The following is a 17,466-nucleotide window of genomic DNA, read 5'->3' as shown; positions in this document are numbered from 1 at the left end:
CGTTGTACCGCTATGAATATCCGTTCTTGCATGCCGAAGAGTCGCCCCCGCCAGGGCGGCTCTTCTTCGCGTTCCGCGCCTCTAGACGAAGCGCACGCCCGCGTCCTCATACGCTCTCTTCAGGTCGGCCGGAACTTCGTCGTCGCTCACGATCGCCGTAACCGCCTTCAAGCCGTCGATGAGGAACAGCGAGCAGTGGTTCAGCTTCGTATGGTCGGCCAGAACGTAGCTCTCCAGCGACTGCCGGATCATCTTGCGGTTCGTATTCGCTTCCAATTCGTTGAACGTCGTCAGACCGCGGGACAGATCGACGCCGTCCGCGCCGAGGAACGTCTTCTGGATCGTGATCCGCTCCAGCGTGGAGTCGGCCATCGGCCCCGACAGCTCGTAGCTCTGGGTCCGGTTGACGCCTCCGGTCATGATCAGCTCGAGTCCGGGAACTCCCGCGAGCTCGAACCCGATGTTCAGCGCGTTGGTCACGACCGTCAGCCGCTCGAACGGCTGCTGGATGATCCGGCGCGCGACGAACAGGCACGTCGTGCCTCCGGTCAAGCCGATGACGTCGCCGTCGCGGATGAGACCGTAAGCCTTCTCCGCGATCGTCTTCTTCTCCTCGGGATTCATCTCCATCTTCCGATAGATCGGAATCTCCGTGCGGACGGTCTCCAGAACGGCTCCCCCGAAGGTCCGGATCAGCTTCTTCTCTTGCTCCAACGTCTCCAGGTCGCGGCGCGCCGTCGCTTCCGACACGCCGAACCGCTCCATGATGTCCGCGACGGTAATCGAGCCTTGCTCCCTCAGGAGCGACACGATGCCTTCGCGCCTCGTTGCGATCTTGCTCATGCGATGGCTCCTTCGCGCCCGCGCTCCGCATCCGCCCAAGGGCCTAGGGAACGGGGCTTCTTCACACGACCAGAATATCATATTTTGCAAGAAACGTCCATATATGTGATTGAAACAATTAAAAATTTAACGTTTTTGAGCGAAAAAAACGCGATAATATGATTGACTCGATCAAAATGACGGTGGATAATGAGGGTGAACGATCAATTTATCGACTTAGGAGGGTATGTCGTTGACGCGTATCGCCATTATCGGCTCGGGCAGCATGTTCACCCAGTACCTGGCTTCGGACATTTTGCTAATCCCGGGATTGGAACAAGGGACGTTCGCTCTGGTCGACGTGGACGCCGGAAGGCTGGATCTCTCGGTCAAGCTGGTTCGCCGTCTCATCGAGAAGAGCGGCAAGAACTGGAGCGTGGAGGCTTCGACGGAACGCCGGGACGTGCTCCCGGGTTCGCGGTTCGTCATTAACCAGATCGAGGTGGCCGGCCTGGCGACGGTGCGGAACGAGTTCGAGATTCCGCTGCGCTACGGCGTCAAGCAGTGCATCGGGGACACGATGGGACCGGGCGGACTGTTCAAGACGCTGCGGACGCTCCCGGTCTGGCTCGACATCGTGAAGGACATCGAGGAGCTGTGCCCGGACGCCACGATCCTTAACTATACGAATCCGATGTCGGCGGTGACGCTGGCCACTTCCCGGGCGACGTCGCTGCCCGTCGTGGGACTGTGCCACTCCATCCAGCATTCTTCCCAGCAGCTGGCCAAATATTTGGGAGTCCCGTACGAGAAGCTTCAGTGGCGCTCCGGAGGCATCAACCACATGTCCTGGTTCACGGAGCTGAAGGTCGACGGCGTCGACCAGTATCCGGTTCTGTTCGAGAAGATGAACGATCCGGAATTCGTGAAGAAGGATCCGGTTCGGCTCGACTTCGCCAAGCACTTCGGCGCGTTCGTCTCCGAATCGAGCGGCCACTTCTCCGAATACGTCCCTTATTACCGCAAGCGGCAGGACTTGATCGATCTCCACTGCGCTTCCGGCTACAACGGGGCGACCGGCTTCTACGCGAACGAGTGGCCGACCTGGCGGGAAGAGACGGACCGCACGATCGAGCGGATCGTGGCCGGCGAGGAAGAACTGAAGCTGGAGCCGAGCGAGGAGTACGCGGCGGTCATCATCGACAGCATCGTGAACGAGAAGCCGGCGGTCGTCTACGGCAACGTGCCGAACCGCGGCCTGATCGAGAACCTGCCGTACGAAGGCATCGTCGAAGTCGCCTGCCTCGTCGACCGCAAGGGCATCCAGCCGACCCGGTTCGGCCGTCTCCCCGAGCATCTCGCGGCGCTGTGCCGCAGCAACATGTCGTTCTTCGAGCTCGCCGTGCAGGCAGTGCTCGAGCAGGACCGCGAGAAGGCGCTGTACGCCCTGTACGTCGATCCGCTGTCGGCGGCCGTCTGCTCGCCGGCCGAGATCAAGAGCATGTTCGAGGAGCTGTGGGAAGCGGACCGCGCTTACTTGCCGGATTGGAAGTAACGAGGGCGAACGGAGGGCGATAAGGTGAACAAAAGCAAAGTGGTCGTCGTCGGCGAGCTGAACGTCGACCTGATCTTCGCCGGCCGGGACATCCGGCCGGAGCCGAACCGCGAGAAGCTGGTGGACGACTTCCGGCTCGCGCTCGGCTCTTCCTCGGCGATTACCGCCGCCGGCCTCGCCGGGCTCGGGCTCGAGGTCGAATTCGTATCGATCGTCGGAGACGACGAATTCGGGCGGTTCTGCCTGAGCGAGCTTGCGCGCTTGGGCGTCGGCGTCCGGCACGTGACGGTCGACCCGGGCAGCCGGACGGGGGCGACGCTGTCGCTGACGGACGGAAGCGACCGGTCGCTGCTCACGTACATGGGGACGATCGCTTCCGTCGTGCCGGAGCTTATCCCGGACGAAGCGTTCGAAGGAGCTTCCCACGTGCATTTCGGCTCCTTCTACCTGCAGGAGCGGATGCGGCCTCATTGGTCCGGCCTGTTCCGGAAGGCGAAGGAAGCGGGGCGGACGACCTCGTTCGACGTCGGCTGGGATCCGCGGGAGGACTGGGACCGGAAGCGGCTGAAGGAGCTGCTCGCCTGGACCGACTGGTTCCTGCCGAGCGAAGAAGAAGTGCTGACCATCTTCGAAGTGCCGGACGTCGCCGGCTTGCCCGCGCGGCTGCCGGAGCCTAGAGGCCAGGTCGTCGTGAAGCGTGGCGCCTCCGGAGCCGCGGCCTTCGGCGCCGACGGATCGGCCGCGGAAGGCCGGCCGTTCTCCGTCAAGCCGGTCGACACGACCGGCGCGGGCGATTCGTTCAACGCGGGCTGGATCGCCGCCAAGCTGGAAGGCAAGGACACGGTCGAAGCGCTGACGTTCGCCAACGCCTGCGGGGCGCTGTCCACGCTCTCCGTCGGGGGAGCGGGAACGCTCGACCGGGAGAGGCTGGCGCGGTTCCTGGACAGCCAGGCCGAGAACGGCAACTAGAATATACGATTATAACGCGGGAGAGTGACCAATCATGACCCAACAAGCAGCCGCTCGCGGCGCATTAACCCTCAAGGAGATCGGCGAACAGCCGGCCGCTCTCCGGGACGCCTACGAAGAAGCGCTTCGGCGCAAGGACTGGGCTCAGGCCTATCTGGCCGACCCTTCCGTCGAGCAGACTCTGTTCATCGGCTCGGGATCTTCTTATTATCAATCGATCACGATGGCGGCTACTTACCGCTCGTGGCTGGGACGCGACGCGCTCGCCCTGCCGTCGTCCGACCTGCTGCTTATCCGCAAGCAGGTGGCGGCTGAAGACAAGAAGACGATCGTCTTCGGCGTATCCCGTTCGGGCGAGTCGACGGAGGTCGTCAAGGCGCTCGAATCGGTCCGCGGCCTGCCGGATTGGAAGCTTGCTGGTGTGACCTGCTATCCCGAGAGCAGCATGGCGGCGCTCGGCGACTCGCTGGCGGCGAAGCTCGGCCAGGAGAAGAGCACCGTCATGACGAAGTCGCTCGCCAGCATGATCGTCGGCATTCAGACGGCGATCGCTTCCGTGTCGGGCAACGAGGCTAGATTGGCCGATATGGCCGCCGTGGTCGAGAACCAGGCGGACCGGGTGCGCGAAGGAGAGAAGCTGGCCCTTGAGCTGGTGCAATCCCGCCATTTCGACAAGACGGTGTATCTCGGCCTCGGCGCCATGTTCGGCATCGCCCAGGAAGGCTGCCTCAAGCTCAAGGAGATGTCCAACACTTGGACGGAGAGCTACGGCACGCTGGAATTCCGCCACGGTCCGAAGTCGATCGTCGATCCGCACACGTGCGTCATCGTCCTCGTCTCGGAGCAGTCCCGCGCGGCGGAGCTGAAGGTCGCGCAGGAGATGAAGGAATACGGTGCCCACGTCGTCGTCGTCACGGCCAAGGCCGGCGACGATACCGCCTTCGCCGACACGGTCGTGCTGACCGGTCTTCCGGACGCGGCCGACGAGGCTCGCGCGGTGGCTACCCTTCCTTTTCTCCAATATTACGGATTCTATACGGCCATGCTTCGCGGAGTCGATCCCGACAACCCGCGCAACCTGACGCAAGTCGTTCGCATCTGACCGGAAGGCAAATCGACTCGAATCGATCGGAGGACTCATCCATGTCATTGGTATCATCCACCCCTCTTCTGCGCGCGGCGCGGGCCGGCGGCTATGCCGTCACCGCGTTCAACGTGCACACGCTCGAGATGCTGCAAGCCGTCGTCGAAGCGGCGACGGAGCTGGACGCTCCCGTCATCCTGCAATCGACGATGGGGACGGTGCAGCATCTGGGCGAGGACTTCATCGTCGCCGCCGCCCGGGTCGCCGCCGCCCGCACGCACGTGCCGGTCGCCTTGCACCTCGACCATTGCACCGACTTCGGCATGATCGCCCGCTGCCTGCGGGCCGGGTACACGTCGATCATGATCGACGCGTCGATGAAGCCGTACGCCGACAATGTGCGCGACACCCGCCGCGTCGTCGAGCTGGCGTCCGAGATCGGCGTCAACGTCGAAGCCGAGCTCGGCAAGGTCGGCGGCGTCGAGGACGATATCTCCGTCGCCGACCACGAAGCGACGCTCGCCGATCCGGACGAATGCGTCCGCTTCGTCGCGGAGACGGGCGTGCCGACGCTCGCTCCGGCGATCGGAACCGCGCACGGCATCTACAAGGGAGATCCGAACATCGACTTCGACCGGATCGGCCGCATCGCTTCGAAGGTCGACGTGCCGCTCGTGCTGCACGGGGGCTCCGGCATTCCGGAGGAGCAGGTGAAGCGCGCCATCTCTCTCGGCATGGCCAAGATGAACGTAGCGACCGAGCTTCGCATCGTGTTCACCGATGCGATCAAGAAGGTGTTCGCGGAGAAGCCGGGCGTCGACGATCCCCGGCATTATCTGAAGCCGGCCAAGGACGCGCTGCGCGAGGCGGCGAAGGAGAAGATCCGCATGTGCGGAGCGGTCGGCCGCGCTTCGGAGGCGGTTCTAAGATGAACGACGGCGGCAGGTCCGGCGGCGGAAGCCGGGAGGCGTTGAGCGGAGCGGCGGCTGAGGCTGGAAGGGAAGCGGGAGCAAGGGCAGGAGCTGGTGCTGGGACTGGGACTGGGACTGGAACTGGAACTGGAACTGGAACTGGAACTGGAACTGGGACTGGGACTGGGACTGGGACTGGAACTGGAACTGGAACTGGTGCTGGAACTGGAGCGTCTGGAGGCTCCTTGCTTGAAGGCTCGGGATTTCCCGCGGCTTCCGCTTCTTCCCTGCCGATCGTCTGCGGGGCGCTTAATCCGGCGATCGACAAGCGGCTCCATGTCGAGCGGCTGCGGCTCGGCGAGGTGCATCGCGTGACGAGGCTCGAGGCCACGGCCGGCGGCAAAGGGCTGAACGTCGCCCGCGTCGCCCGGTCGCTGGGCGCACCGGTTCTGGCCGCGGGCTTCGCCGGGGGCACGAACGGGGATTGGCTTCGCGGCCGGCTGGAGGCTGCCGGCATCGGGCAGCGCTGGATCGCCATCGAAGGCGAGACGCGGATCTGCCTGAACCTGATCGACGACGCGGACGGAACGTCGACGGAGGTGCTGGAGCCGGGGCCGGAGATCACGGCTTCGGAGGCGGAAGCATTCGCGGACGCTTGGCGGGAGCTGTGCGAGACCGGGCGTTGGATGACGCTGTCCGGAAGCCTGCCCCGAGGGTTAAGCGACGACTATTACGCGCGGCTCATCGGCATGGCGAGAGAGCGCGGGGCGCACGTCGTCCTCGATACGAGCGGCAACGCGCTGAAGCTCGGCGTCCAAGCGGGACCGCACGCGGTCAAGCCGAACGAGGACGAGTTCAGGCAGTGGACGGGGGCCGACCCTCGCGACGAGCGGGCCGTCCGGTTGTTCGCGGCCGAGCTGGGCCGCTTCGGCGTGCGGACGCTCATCGTGTCGCTCGGCCGGGATGGCTGCATCGCGGCGACGCCGGAGGGAGAGCTGTGGAGAGCGATCCCTCCGGCCATCCAGGCGGCGAACGCCGTCGGCAGCGGCGATTCGTTCGTCGCCGGCTGGACGGTCGCCCGCTCGCGCGGCCTGGCGGTGCCGGACGCGCTCAGGCTGGCGACGGCCGCGGGGGCGGCCAACGCGATGTCGCCCGGCACGGGCGCCGTCGACCCCGTCGATGCGGCCGAGCTGGCCGGGCGGGTGCGCATCTCGACTTGAGCCGCGTTGGGTCGCGGCCGCGGTGGAAGAGCCGTCTTTTCAGCGATCGATTCGCTGGGGGCGGCTCTTTTTCTTTTTACGACGGACTCTGTACTCCATTCTCCTGCTCGGATCGTCTCATCGGCTATCGTATAGGTACGGACAGCAACAGCTTGTTGGGCGAAAAGGTACGTACAAGTTCGAACGTGTGTTATAATGGGGGATATCCTTCGCTAGAGGTGAATCGTTTGAGTTCGCAATCCCCGAAATATCTACGGCTAAAAGAAGAGATCGTCTCCTGGATCGCGGGGGGACGGTACCGACCCGGGGACAAGCTGCCGTCGGAGAACGAGCTGTCCGATCAATTCGGCCTCAGCCGCCAGACGGTCCGTCAATCGATCGGAGAGCTGGTGCAGGAAGGCTGGCTGTCCCGCGAGCAGGGCAAGGGGACGTTCGTCGCCCGCTTGTCCGGAGAGCGGAAGTCCGCGGGAGGGAGCCGGACGGTCGGCTTGATTACGACTTATATATCGGACTATATTTTTCCGTCCATCGTGCGCGGCGTGGAGGCGGCGCTCAAGGACCGGGGCTACCGGCTGCTTCTGTCCAGCACGGACAACCGGAAGGACCGGGAGCGCGAGAGTCTCGAGATGATGCTCAGCCAAGGCGTCTGCGGCTTGATCGTCGAGCCGACGCGCAGCGCCGAGGGCAACCCGAACTTCGACGCATACATGGCGATGCAGTACCACGGCATTCCGCTGCTCATGATCAACGAGCAGTATCCGGATCTGGACTGCCCTTGCGTGAAGCTGGACGACGAGGCGGGCGGCCATCTCGCGACGGCCCACTTGCTGGAGGCCGGGCATAAGCGGGTCGCGGGTTTTTTCAAGACGGACGACCTGCAGGGCGTGCACCGGATGAAGGGGTTCGTCCGCGCGCACCGCGATCAGGGCGTGCCCGTCGATCCGGAGCGTATCGTGCGCTATTCGACGGAGGAGAAGGAGGAGCGTCCGCGCGCCGCTCTCCGAGAGCTGCTGCGTTCGGCGGAGCCGCCGACGGCCATCGTCTGTTATAATGACCAGCTGGCCGTGGCGCTGCTCGACGTCGTCCGGGAAGCCGGGCTGCGCGTGCCGGAGGATCTGGCGATCGTCGGCTACGACGACTCGTTCCTCGCGACGGCGACGGAGATCAAGCTGACGAGCGTGGAGCATCCGAAGGCCGAGATGGGCGAGCGCGCCGCGAACCTGCTGATCGCGATGCTGGAAGGCGGTCCGCGGCACGAGGAGCGGGGCTGGGTGTACGCGCCCTCTCTGGCCGTCCGGCAGTCGACGGTGCCGTCGACGGAATAAGGAGGATGGCCGGAAGTCGGCCGGTTGGCGTGAGGGGTGCGAATCGGCAGGGTCTTGGAAGCAAAAATGATGCAAGATGATGCAAAATGATGCAAGAAATGGTGCAAGATTGGAAGCGGGAGCGGCGGGCTCCCGTTTTTCTTTTTTCGGTGAGAAACGGCTCTGCCGTTAGTCTGGAGAGAGAAACTGCATTACGCACATAGGTGGAAAATGCGGCTGATGTGACGAAGAGAGTAACTGGATTACTCACATTGGTGGAAAGTGTGGTCGGAGCGCCGAAGAGAGTTACTGGGTTACTCACATCTGGCGAAAATGCGGCTGGTGTGTCGAAGAGAGTAACTGGATTACTCACATTGGCGGGAAATGCGGCTGGTGTGGCGAAGAGAGTAACTGGATTACTCACATTGGTGGAAAGTGTGGCTGGTGTGACAAAGAGAGAAACTGGGTTACTCACATCTGGCGAAAATGCGGCTGATGTAGCGAAGAGAGTAACTGGATTACTCACATTGGTGGAAAGTGTGGGCGGAGCGCCGAAGAGAGTAACTGAGTTACTCACATTAGTGGACATGCGGTCGGGGGACCGTAAATCGTGCGCAGGAACGACATCTGACCCATAAGGCAGCACCTTCACACTTTCAGAGCTTCATCGTCTACCAATCGCACATCATCCACTAGTTACAACATCCAACAATCGCACATCATCCAACAATCGCACTCATCCATAAGTCACATCGTCCTCCAGCCGCTTCTGCGCTGACTGCTCCTGTTCGAACAGGCATCTCTTTAGTGCCTCCCTCTCGACACACATGTACGTACAAGTGTATAATGAAATCGGAAAGATGCGATCACGTTATTTTAGCCGAAATCACCAATGTCTTGCGGTCTCCGATTGCGGGGCCGGGGCTGGAAGGGATGGATACGAAATGCTGGAACAATTGAAGGAAAGCGTTTGCCGGGCGAACGCCGAATTGCCGGCCTACGGCTTGGTCACGTTCACCTGGGGCAATGTCAGCGGCTTCGACAAGGAGTCCGGTCTGATGGTCATCAAGCCAAGCGGAGTTCCGTACGAAGAGCTGAAGCCGGAGCAAATGGTCGTGCTCGACCTGGACGGCAACGTCGTGGAAGGCGACTTGCGCCCCTCGTCCGACACTCCGACTCACTTGGTACTGTACCGCGCGTTCCCGGGAATCGGCGGCATCGTGCATACCCACTCCCCGTGGGCGACGATCTGGTCGCAGGCGGGCCAAGGCATTCCGGCGCTCGGTACGACGCACGGCGACTACTTTTACGGCACGATCCCTTGCACCCGTCCGATGACGGCCGAGGAGATCAGAGGCGCTTACGAACACGAGACGGGCAACGTCATCGTAGAGACGTTCCGCGGCATCGACCCGAAGGCCGTGCCGGGCGTTCTCGTCTACAGCCACGCGCCGTTCGCGTGGGGCAAAAACCCGATGGACGCGCTGCACAACGCGGTCGTCCTCGAGGAAGTCGCGAAGATGGCGTACCATACCCGCCAGTTGAACGGCGGCATTCCGTCGATGCAGCAAGAGCTGCTCGACAAGCACTACCTGCGCAAGCACGGCGCGAACGCCTACTACGGCCAGCCGGGCAAAGAGCACTGATCCGCGACTGTCGCAACGCCCGGCGACCCGGGCAAAGCCCGCGAATGGCGAAAAAATCGCCATTGAAGCACCCGGCCCCCCGGGCGAATCCGAATCATCCCAAATCCCTTCCTACTGGAGGAATCCTCGATGAGCAAAAAATACGCAATCGGCGTCGACTACGGCACGCAGTCCGGCCGGGCGGTGCTGGTCGACCTGTCGAACGGCCATGAAGTGGCCGACCACGTCACCCCGTACCCGCACGGCGTCATCGACGAGAAGCTGCCGGTATCGGGCATCCCGCTCGGCCACGACTGGGCGCTTCAGCACCCGGACGACTACCTCGAGGTGCTGCGCCGCTCGGTTCCGGCCGTGCTGCAGCAATCCGGCGTCGCGGCCGAGGACGTCATCGGCCTTGGCATCGACTTCACCGCCTGCACGATGCTTCCGGTGGACGCGGACGGCACGCCGCTGTGCTTCAAGCCGGAGTGGAAGGACAATCCGCACGGCTGGGTGAAGCTGTGGAAGCACCACGCGGCGCAGGACGAGGCGGACCGCCTCAACGCGATCGCGGCGGAGCGCGGCGAGAAGTTCCTGCCCCGCTACGGCGGCAAGATCTCGTCGGAGTGGATGATCGCCAAGGTGTGGCAAATCCTGAACGAAGCGCCGGAAGTCTACGACGCCACGGACCGGTTCACGGAGGCGACCGACTGGGTCATCTCGCAGCTGACCGGCGAGTTCGTGCGCAACAGCTGCACGGCAGGCTATAAGTCGATCTGGCATAAGCAGGAAGGCTATCCGAGCAAGGAGTTCTTCAAAGCGCTCGATCCGCGCCTCGAGAACTTGACGGAGACGAAGCTGCGCGGCGACATCAAGCCGCTCGGCACGAAGGCGGGTGAGATCACGCCGGAGATGGCCGCCCTAACCGGCCTGAAGGCCGGAACGGCCGTCGCCGTGGGCAACGTGGACGCGCACGCGGCGGTTCCTGCCGTCGGCGTCGTGGACGAAGGCAAGCTGGTCATGGCGATGGGCACGTCGATCTGCCACATGCTGCTCGGCACGGAGGAAGTGGAAGTCGAGGGCATGTGCGGCGTCGTCGAAGACGGCATCATCCCGGGCTACAAGGGCTATGAAGCGGGACAATCGGCGGTCGGCGACATCTTCGAATGGTTCGTCGAGGAAGCGGTGCCGGCGTACGTGAAGGAAGCGGCGGAGAAGGAAGGCGTAGGCGTGCACCAATGGCTGACGGAGCGCGCTTCGCAATACAAGCCGGGGCAATCGGGCCTCGTCGCCCTCGACTGGTGGAACGGCAACCGTTCGGTACTCGTGGACACGAACCTGACGGGCGTCGTCGTCGGCTACACACTGCTGACGAAGCCGGAAGAGATGTACCGCGCGCTGCTGGAAGCGACGGCTTACGGCACGCGGACGATCATCGACGCGTTCCACAACAACGGCGTGCCGGTGCACGAAGTGTACGCGTGCGGCGGTTTGCCGCAGCGGAACCGGCTGCTGATGCAGATTTACGCGGACGTGACGAACCGCGAGATCAAGATCGCGGATTCGAAGCAGACGCCGGCGGTCGGGGCGGCGATGTTCGGCGCGGTGGCGGCGGGCAGCGCGAAGGGCGGCTACGATAGCGTAGTCGACGCGGCGAAGGCGATGGCGCGGGTGCGCGAGGAGACGTTCAAGCCGATTCCGGAGAATGTCGCGATCTACGAGCGCCTGTACCAAGAGTACCGTCAACTGCACGACTACTTCGGCCGCGGCGCCAACGACGTGATGAAGCGTCTGAAGGCGCTGAAGGACGAAGTGTCTCACTGATCGTATCAAACGGATTGTATCAAACGGATTGTACCCATACGTAATGACATGAAATGAACCTAGGCACTCCGTCCGCAAGGACGGGGTGCCTCGTCATTTTGTCCGGACGGTCGAGTTGCTCCCCCCCCTGAGCAGCACCCGAACATCCCGCATGCCGAACCCGAAAAAAAAGCATTCCGGCCCCCGGGCATTCCTGCTACATTAGAAGCAAGCTCCCCGAGAACGTCCATTCCCAAGAGGGAGCCGCCCTCGGGGAGGAGATCCGCATATTCTACTCGCTGCGTTCCCGGCTCAGCTTCACGTTCATCGCGCTGCTCGTCATCCCGTTCATCACGATGGTGGCCGTATTGACGCAGGTGTCCAACTCCGTCATCGGCAAGTCGATCGAAGAATCCACGTCCCAGACGATGGACCAATACGCCTCCCTGGTCACGACGCTGACGACGCAGGTCGAAGACGTCGCCAACCAGGTGCTGAGCAACGAGATCACGCAGAAGTGGATCACCGCCAAGATGGACAAAAACCTCACGACAGAGAGGAACGTCTCGCTGGACGCGGAGATGCGAACCTATCTGTCTTCGATCGCCCTCAATCATTCCTCGATCTCGTCAATCGCTCTTTTCAACGATAACGGTTCGGCCGTCGGCATTCGCGACCAGGTGTTCCGCGACCCGTCCTTCCTGCAAGCCTCGTGGTACAAGACGTTCAAGGAACAGGGGATCCGCTGGGTGCCTGCCCACGAGGACCCTTACCAGCCCTCGTACCTCGTCTCCGAGAGCATGAACAGCTTGCTTTTCAACCTCGTGCAATTAAGCTCCTTCCGCAAGATGGGCGTGCTCAAGGTCAATATGCTGACCAAGACCGTCCAGGATCCCCTCGACAAAATCAAATTCGGAGAGCAAGGCCGCGTCTACCTCGTCGACCGCGACGGCAATCCGGTGCTGAACCAGAAGATCGGCCCCCGGCATGGCCTACTTCCGCGCGGAGCTGGCCGGCATCCGGAAGGACCGCCGCACCGGAGGCAAGCTGACGTCTACCGCCGGAGGCCAAGAGCCGCACCTCATCCTCTATCGCAAAATCAAAAACGCCGACTGGCTCCTCATCGGAGAGGTGCCCAAGTACGAGCTGTTCCAGAAAATGCAATGGGTGCAGCACACGATGGTCTGGGTCGGCTCGCTGCTTCTCGTGCTGACGATCGGCGCCGCGTTCTGGCTGGCTTCCGGCATCGCCCGGCCGCTCAGCCGGCTGGCGGGCGCGATGCGGCAGGCCGAGCGGGGCAACTTCGCTAAGTCCGAGAACGAGGTGCTGGCCGGAACCCGGGCTCCCCCGAACGAGGTCGGCTACGTCATTACCGTGTTCCGCAACATGATCGCGCGGCTGCGGTTCCTGATCGAGACGGAGTTCCAGGCGAACATGAGGCGCAAGGACGCGGAATACAAGGCGCTGCTTATGCAGATCAATCCTCATTTTCTGTACAACACGCTCGAGGCGATCGGCAGCTTGTCCGCGCAGAAGCGCAGCGACGAAGTCATCGACGTGACGGAGCGGCTCGGCCGGATGCTGCGCTATTCGCTCAAGGCCGACAGCGACCTCGCCAAGCTGAGCGAGGAGATGGCGTACATTCGCTATTACGTGGCGATCATGAGCATCCGGTTCGGGGACAAGCTGCGCGTCGAATTCGACGAAGGGGAGGGGCTCGGGGAGACGCGGATCGTCAAGTTCATCCTGCAGCCCGTCGTCGAGAACGCGATCAAGTTCGGCTTGGAAAATCAGGCGGGAGCCCGCGTCCGAATCGCGACGCGCAAGAGGGGGGCCCGCCTCGAGATCGAGGTGGCCGACAACGGTCCGGGCATGTCCGCCGAGCGGATCGCGGAGCTGCGACGGGAGCTGGCCGGCGGCACGATGACGGAGGTGCTAAGCGCCGGCGATCAGCGCATCGGCCTGCGCAACGCGCTCGCCCGCTGCAGCCTGTATTACGGGGACCGGTTCGACGCCGCCATCGAATCCCGCCCCGGCGAAGGGACGAGCTTGATTTTCAAATTGCCGGTCAAGGAGGAATAGCGATGTACCGAGTCATCCTGGTCGACGACGAACCGGAAGTGCGGACGGGCCTCATTTACAAAATCGATTGGAACCGCCTTGGCTTCGACGTCGCCGGCGAAGCCGGGAACGGCCGCGAGGCGCTCGCGCTGCTCGAGAGCGTTAGCCCGCATGTGATGCTGACCGACATCCGAATGCCGACGATGAGCGGGCTCGAACTGCTCAAGCAATGCGAAGAGCGGTATCCGGCGCTTCGGACGGTCGTGCTGTCGGGGCACGACGAGTTCGATTACGTGAAGACGGCCATGCAGTGCGGCGCGAGAGACTATCTGCTCAAGCCGGTCGTGCGGCTGGAGCTGGCGAATCTGCTCGCCAAGCTGAAGGAGGAGCTGGACGCGGAAGCCGCGGCGGAGCGGGAGCGGCGGGCGCGGGAACGCGAGCGGCTGCAGAGCCTGCCCAGGCTGCGGGAGCAGCTGCTGCTGGAATGGATTCACCACCGCGAAGAGGAAGGCCGGGCGGTGCTGCTGGACGAAGCCGAACGTCTCGGCATGAGGGAGCTTCTCGACGCGGGAGGACGCCTGCGGTTCCTGTGCGCGGAATATCGGCTGCCGGAAGGCCGGCTTGGAGTCGGGACGGCGGATTCCGCGCTGTTCCGGCTCGCCTTCCGGATGCTGTGCCGGGAGCTGGCCGAGGAGGAGGTCTCCTGGAGCGGCCGAGTGACGGCGATTACGGACCGGGGCCACCCGCGGTTCGTGTACTTCCTCGTCCGCTCGAGGGACGAGGAGGAAGAGGAGCGGACGCTGCGCCCGTTGCTGGACCGGCTCGCCCATGGCGTCCGCTCGTTGCTGCGCGCGGAGGTCGTCGTCGGCATCGGCGCCTCGGAGGAAGGGGGACGCCATCTCCGGCGGGCGTATCTGTCGGCCTTGACCGCATGGAGCCGCAGCCGTCCGGGAGCGGTCTCGCAGACGATCGGAGGGACCGAGGAAGAAGCGGACGACGCGCTGCCCGCGGGCTTCGCGGAGCTCGAGAGAAGGCTCGTCCAGTCGATCGAGAACGGCGACGAGGCCGCCTTCATCCGGCAGTTGGAAGCCGCGCTCGCAGGAGGCAAGCTTCCGCTCCGGCACATCGCGGCGACGGCGTTCCGCGTCGCCCTGCTGCTGGAGCAGGCGGCCCGCAAGCACGGCGTCGACGCGCCCGAGACGAAGGAGTGGATGCTGCCCGAGACGCTGTGGCGGCTGTCCTCGCCCCAAGACGCGAAGGCGTACTTGTCCGAGCTCGCCTTCCGCATCGCCGAAGGCATCCGCGCCGGCCGGGCGACGAACGGCTCGGAGGTCGTCGAGGCGATCCGCCGGGACATCGAGGAGGGCTACATGAACGAGCTCGGCCTGTCGATGATGGCGGAACGGTATCATCTGAACCTCACCTATCTGTCCGAGCTGTTCAAGAAACAGCTCGGCGTCACGTTCAGCGATTATGTCGTCCAAGTGCGGCTTCGGCGCGCGGAGGAGCTGCTGCGCGACGAATCGATGCGGCTCTCGGACATCGCGGAGCTGTCCGGCTTCGCCAACGCGAGCTATCTGAGCAGCGTGTTCAAGAAGCGATACGGATTAAGCCCCAGCGAATACCGCTCGCGGCTCGCCGAACCGAACAAATCGCATGCCGACAACCGATGAATGCGGATTCAAGAGAGCCTCCCGCCGATGGTAGCATGAATCTCGCAGAACACAATAACCGAAAGGTGAGGGGTACATGAACAGAAAGCCGTTGCTTCTATCCGCCCTGCTGCTGGCGGCATCCGGCGCGTTGGCCGCGTGCTCGGGCGGCTCCGGCAATTCCGGCGGCGCCGGCGATTCCGGCGAATCGGGCGCGCCCGCGTCCGGTTCCGCTTCTTCGTCCGCCGACTCGGGAGAAGTCGTCACGCTGTCGTTCTGGCGCCACGACTACGCTCCGGAGGCCGCCGCGTTCAAGAAGCTGATCGCTTCGTTCGAAGAGAAGCATCCGAACATCAAGATCGACTTCCAGATGATCCCGAACGACCAGTACGAGACGAAGATCCGCACCGCCCTGGCGGGCGGCAACCCGCCCGACATCATGGCGCTGGACGCGCCGACGCTGGCCTCCTACGCCAGCCAGAAAGCGATCATCCCGCTGGACGATTACTTCGCCAAGGACGGGAACAAGGACGACCTGCTGAAGCCGGTCATCGAAGGACTCACCTACAATGGCAAGATGTACGCCGCGCCCAACAACGACGGAACGATCGTCATGTTCTACAACAAGAAGATGTTCGAGGAGAAGGGCATCCCGCTGCCGTCCAAGAACGTCGACGAAGCTTGGACCTGGGAGCAGGTGCTGGACGCGGCCAAGAAGCTGAACGACCCGGCCAAAGGCGTGTACGGCTGGAACCCGACGCCGTGGGGCTTCGTCGGCCACGAGGGGGCGCCCTATTCCGAGATGGCGTTCCTCTGGCAGGCCGGAGCCGAGATTCTGAGCCCGGACGGCAAGACCGCGAAGGGCTATCTCGATTCGCCGGAAGCGAAGAAGGCCCTTACGTTCTGGAAGGGGCTGTACAACGTGGACAAAGTGTCGCCGAAGGAGCTGCCGCAGGACGCGTTCTGGAACGGCAAGGTTGCCATCCACGTCGACGGGCCGTTCGCGTTCCAGTACCAGCAGCAGAACTTCCCGAACTTCAAGCTCGGCGAGGATTACGACGTCGCTCCCTTGTGGAAGGATCGGAAGATGGTCGGAACGACCGGAAGCTGGAACATGGCCATCACGTCGCACTCGGAGCATCCGGACGAGGCTTGGCAGTTCGTCAACTGGGTGACCGGCGTGGAGGGCTCGAAGGTGTGGTACGAGGAGACGAAGAACCTGCCGGCCCGGCAGTCGACGTTCGACGCGTTCCAGGAGCTGAAGGAGTACCCGATGAACATCTACGCGGAGCAGCTGTCCAAGTACGGCCATCCGCGGCCGGTCACGCCCGCCTATCCGGCGATCAGCGAGGCGATCCGCCTGCTGTTCGAGGACGTCGGGCTGGGGGGCGCCGACGTGGACGAATCGCTCGCCAAAGCCGTCAAGAAGATCGAAGACGGACTCGCCATGATAGGTCAATAACGGGAATCGGAAGGGGAGCAGGGGAAGCTCGTACTCTGCTCCCCTTTCCCGTCTCCGAATCCGGTTCCGAGGAGGGAATCTTGTGCGGGCGATCCGTGCCTCGCTATACGAGAAGCAGGAATCGCGGGCGGCGTTCGGGTTTATTGTCCCGGCTTTCGTGCTGCTCGCCGTGTTTATTTTCTACCCGATGCTTCACGCTCTCTGGATCAGCTTCCAGAACTATAACCTGATCGCGGCCCACTCGTCGTTCGCGGGCTGGGGGAATTATCGCAAGCTGTTCTCGGACGGGACGTTCGGCGCCAGCCTCTGGCATTCGTTCTACTTCACGCTGGTCGTGCTGCCGGTGCAGACGGCTATCTCGCTCGGGCTCGCGATGCTCGTGCAGAAGAAGTTCCGGGGCGTCGGCTTCTTCCGGACGGTGTACTTCGTGCCCGTCGCGGTGTCGTTCGCCATCGCGTCCACGATCTTCCGTCTCATCTACAACAAGGACTACGGGATGCTGAACGCGGTGCTGAAGGGCATCGGGCTTCCCGCGGTGGACTTCCTGTCCAATCCGCGCATCTCGATGCTCGGCATTATCGTCCTGTGCATCTGGCGGGCGATGGGGTTTGTCATGGTGATTTTCCTGGCGGGTCTGAACAACATCCCGGATTCGTTGTACGAGGCGGCGCACGTCGACGGGGCGAGCCCGGCGCAGCGGTTCCTCTACGTCACGCTTCCGCTGCTCAAGCGGACGCTGGCGTTCGTCGTCATCATCACGACGATGGACGCGCTCAAAATCTTCATTCCGATCTACATCACGACGAGCGGGGGGCCGGCGGGCTCCACGAGCACGGTCGTTCACTTCATCTACGAGACCGCGTTCAAGCAGATGAACATGGGGTTCGCCGCCGCGGCCGCGTTCCTGTTCTTCGCGCTCGTGCTCGCCATCTCGGTCGTGCAGCTGCGAATCTTCCGGACGGACGTCGAATATTAAGGCGGCTTCTGCTCCGGAAGTT

Annotated in this window: 15 protein-coding genes; 12 read left to right on the top strand and 3 right to left on the bottom strand. The window is 63.3% G+C overall.

Features of this window, described 5'->3' with window-relative positions; all coding sequences use genetic code 11:
* Window positions 1-81: 81 nt before the first annotated feature.
* Complete coding sequence (locus tag H7B90_RS24550; RefSeq protein ID WP_185138531.1) at window positions 82-843, bottom strand: DeoR/GlpR family DNA-binding transcription regulator; 762 nt, start codon at window positions 841-843, stop codon at window positions 82-84.
* 232 nt (window positions 844-1,075) lie between these two features.
* Here H7B90_RS24550 and melA point away from each other — a divergent pair, with 232 nt between their 5' ends.
* The 8 genes from melA (at window position 1,076) to H7B90_RS24510 (ending at window position 11,314) form a co-directional block, all read left to right on the top strand.
* Entirely contained in the window at window positions 1,076-2,377 is a 1,302-nt protein-coding gene (gene melA, locus H7B90_RS24545; protein ID WP_185138530.1) for an alpha-galactosidase, read from the top strand.
* 24 nt (window positions 2,378-2,401) lie between these two features.
* Window positions 2,402-3,346 (top strand): carbohydrate kinase family protein, encoded by a 945-nt coding sequence (locus tag H7B90_RS24540; protein ID WP_185138529.1) that lies wholly within the window; start codon window positions 2,402-2,404, stop codon window positions 3,344-3,346.
* Between the two features lie 34 nt (window positions 3,347-3,380).
* Window positions 3,381-4,448, top strand: a complete 1,068-nt coding sequence (locus H7B90_RS24535; protein ID WP_185138528.1) for an SIS domain-containing protein — start codon at window positions 3,381-3,383, stop codon at window positions 4,446-4,448.
* A gap of 41 nt (window positions 4,449-4,489) precedes the next feature.
* Window positions 4,490-5,362, top strand: a complete 873-nt coding sequence (locus tag H7B90_RS24530; protein ID WP_185138527.1) for a class II fructose-bisphosphate aldolase — start codon at window positions 4,490-4,492, stop codon at window positions 5,360-5,362.
* 224 nt (window positions 5,363-5,586) lie between these two features.
* On the top strand, window positions 5,587-6,561 hold the full coding sequence (locus H7B90_RS24525; RefSeq protein WP_185138526.1) for a 1-phosphofructokinase family hexose kinase: 975 nt from the start codon (window positions 5,587-5,589) through the stop codon (window positions 6,559-6,561).
* Between the two features lie 227 nt (window positions 6,562-6,788).
* Complete coding sequence (locus tag H7B90_RS24520; RefSeq protein ID WP_185138525.1) at window positions 6,789-7,886, top strand: GntR family transcriptional regulator; 1,098 nt, start codon at window positions 6,789-6,791, stop codon at window positions 7,884-7,886.
* Window positions 7,887-8,809: 923 nt separating this feature from the next.
* The gene (gene araD, locus H7B90_RS24515; RefSeq protein WP_311772806.1) at window positions 8,810-9,511 is read left to right on the top strand and encodes an L-ribulose-5-phosphate 4-epimerase; all 702 of its coding nucleotides are present in this window, start codon (window positions 8,810-8,812) and stop codon (window positions 9,509-9,511) included.
* 129 nt (window positions 9,512-9,640) lie between these two features.
* Complete coding sequence (locus H7B90_RS24510) at window positions 9,641-11,314, top strand: ribulokinase (protein ID WP_185138524.1); 1,674 nt, start codon at window positions 9,641-9,643, stop codon at window positions 11,312-11,314.
* A gap of 271 nt (window positions 11,315-11,585) precedes the next feature.
* Here H7B90_RS24510 and H7B90_RS24505 read toward each other — a convergent pair whose 3' ends face one another.
* Together H7B90_RS24505 and H7B90_RS24500 are read right to left on the bottom strand one after the other, a co-directional pair.
* Complete coding sequence (locus H7B90_RS24505; protein ID WP_185138579.1) at window positions 11,586-11,825, bottom strand: hypothetical protein; 240 nt, start codon at window positions 11,823-11,825, stop codon at window positions 11,586-11,588.
* Between the two features lie 298 nt (window positions 11,826-12,123).
* Window positions 12,124-12,282 (bottom strand): hypothetical protein, encoded by a 159-nt coding sequence (locus tag H7B90_RS24500; RefSeq protein ID WP_185138578.1) that lies wholly within the window; start codon window positions 12,280-12,282, stop codon window positions 12,124-12,126.
* Here H7B90_RS24500 and H7B90_RS24495 point away from each other — a divergent pair.
* The 4 genes from H7B90_RS24495 (at window position 12,281) to H7B90_RS24480 (ending at window position 17,444) form a co-directional block, all read left to right on the top strand.
* On the top strand, window positions 12,281-13,375 hold the full coding sequence (locus H7B90_RS24495; RefSeq protein WP_185138523.1) for a sensor histidine kinase: 1,095 nt from the start codon (window positions 12,281-12,283) through the stop codon (window positions 13,373-13,375). The two genes, H7B90_RS24500 and H7B90_RS24495, sit on opposite strands and share 2 nt — an antisense overlap.
* Window positions 13,376-13,377: 2 nt before the next feature.
* Window positions 13,378-15,027 (top strand): response regulator, encoded by a 1,650-nt coding sequence (locus H7B90_RS24490; protein WP_185138522.1) that lies wholly within the window; start codon window positions 13,378-13,380, stop codon window positions 15,025-15,027.
* Window positions 15,028-15,103: 76 nt separating this feature from the next.
* Complete coding sequence (locus H7B90_RS24485) at window positions 15,104-16,468, top strand: ABC transporter substrate-binding protein (protein WP_185138521.1); 1,365 nt, start codon at window positions 15,104-15,106, stop codon at window positions 16,466-16,468.
* 82 nt (window positions 16,469-16,550) lie between these two features.
* On the top strand, window positions 16,551-17,444 hold the full coding sequence (locus H7B90_RS24480) for a carbohydrate ABC transporter permease (RefSeq protein WP_311772805.1): 894 nt from the start codon (window positions 16,551-16,553) through the stop codon (window positions 17,442-17,444).
* Window positions 17,445-17,466: the final 22 nt, after the last annotated feature.

It is taken from the genome of Cohnella xylanilytica (genome assembly GCF_014212175.1).
In the GTDB taxonomy this organism is placed as follows: Bacteria; Bacillota; Bacilli; order Paenibacillales; family Paenibacillaceae; genus Cohnella; species Cohnella xylanilytica.
This window is presented reverse-complemented; position numbering and strand designations above follow the sequence as displayed.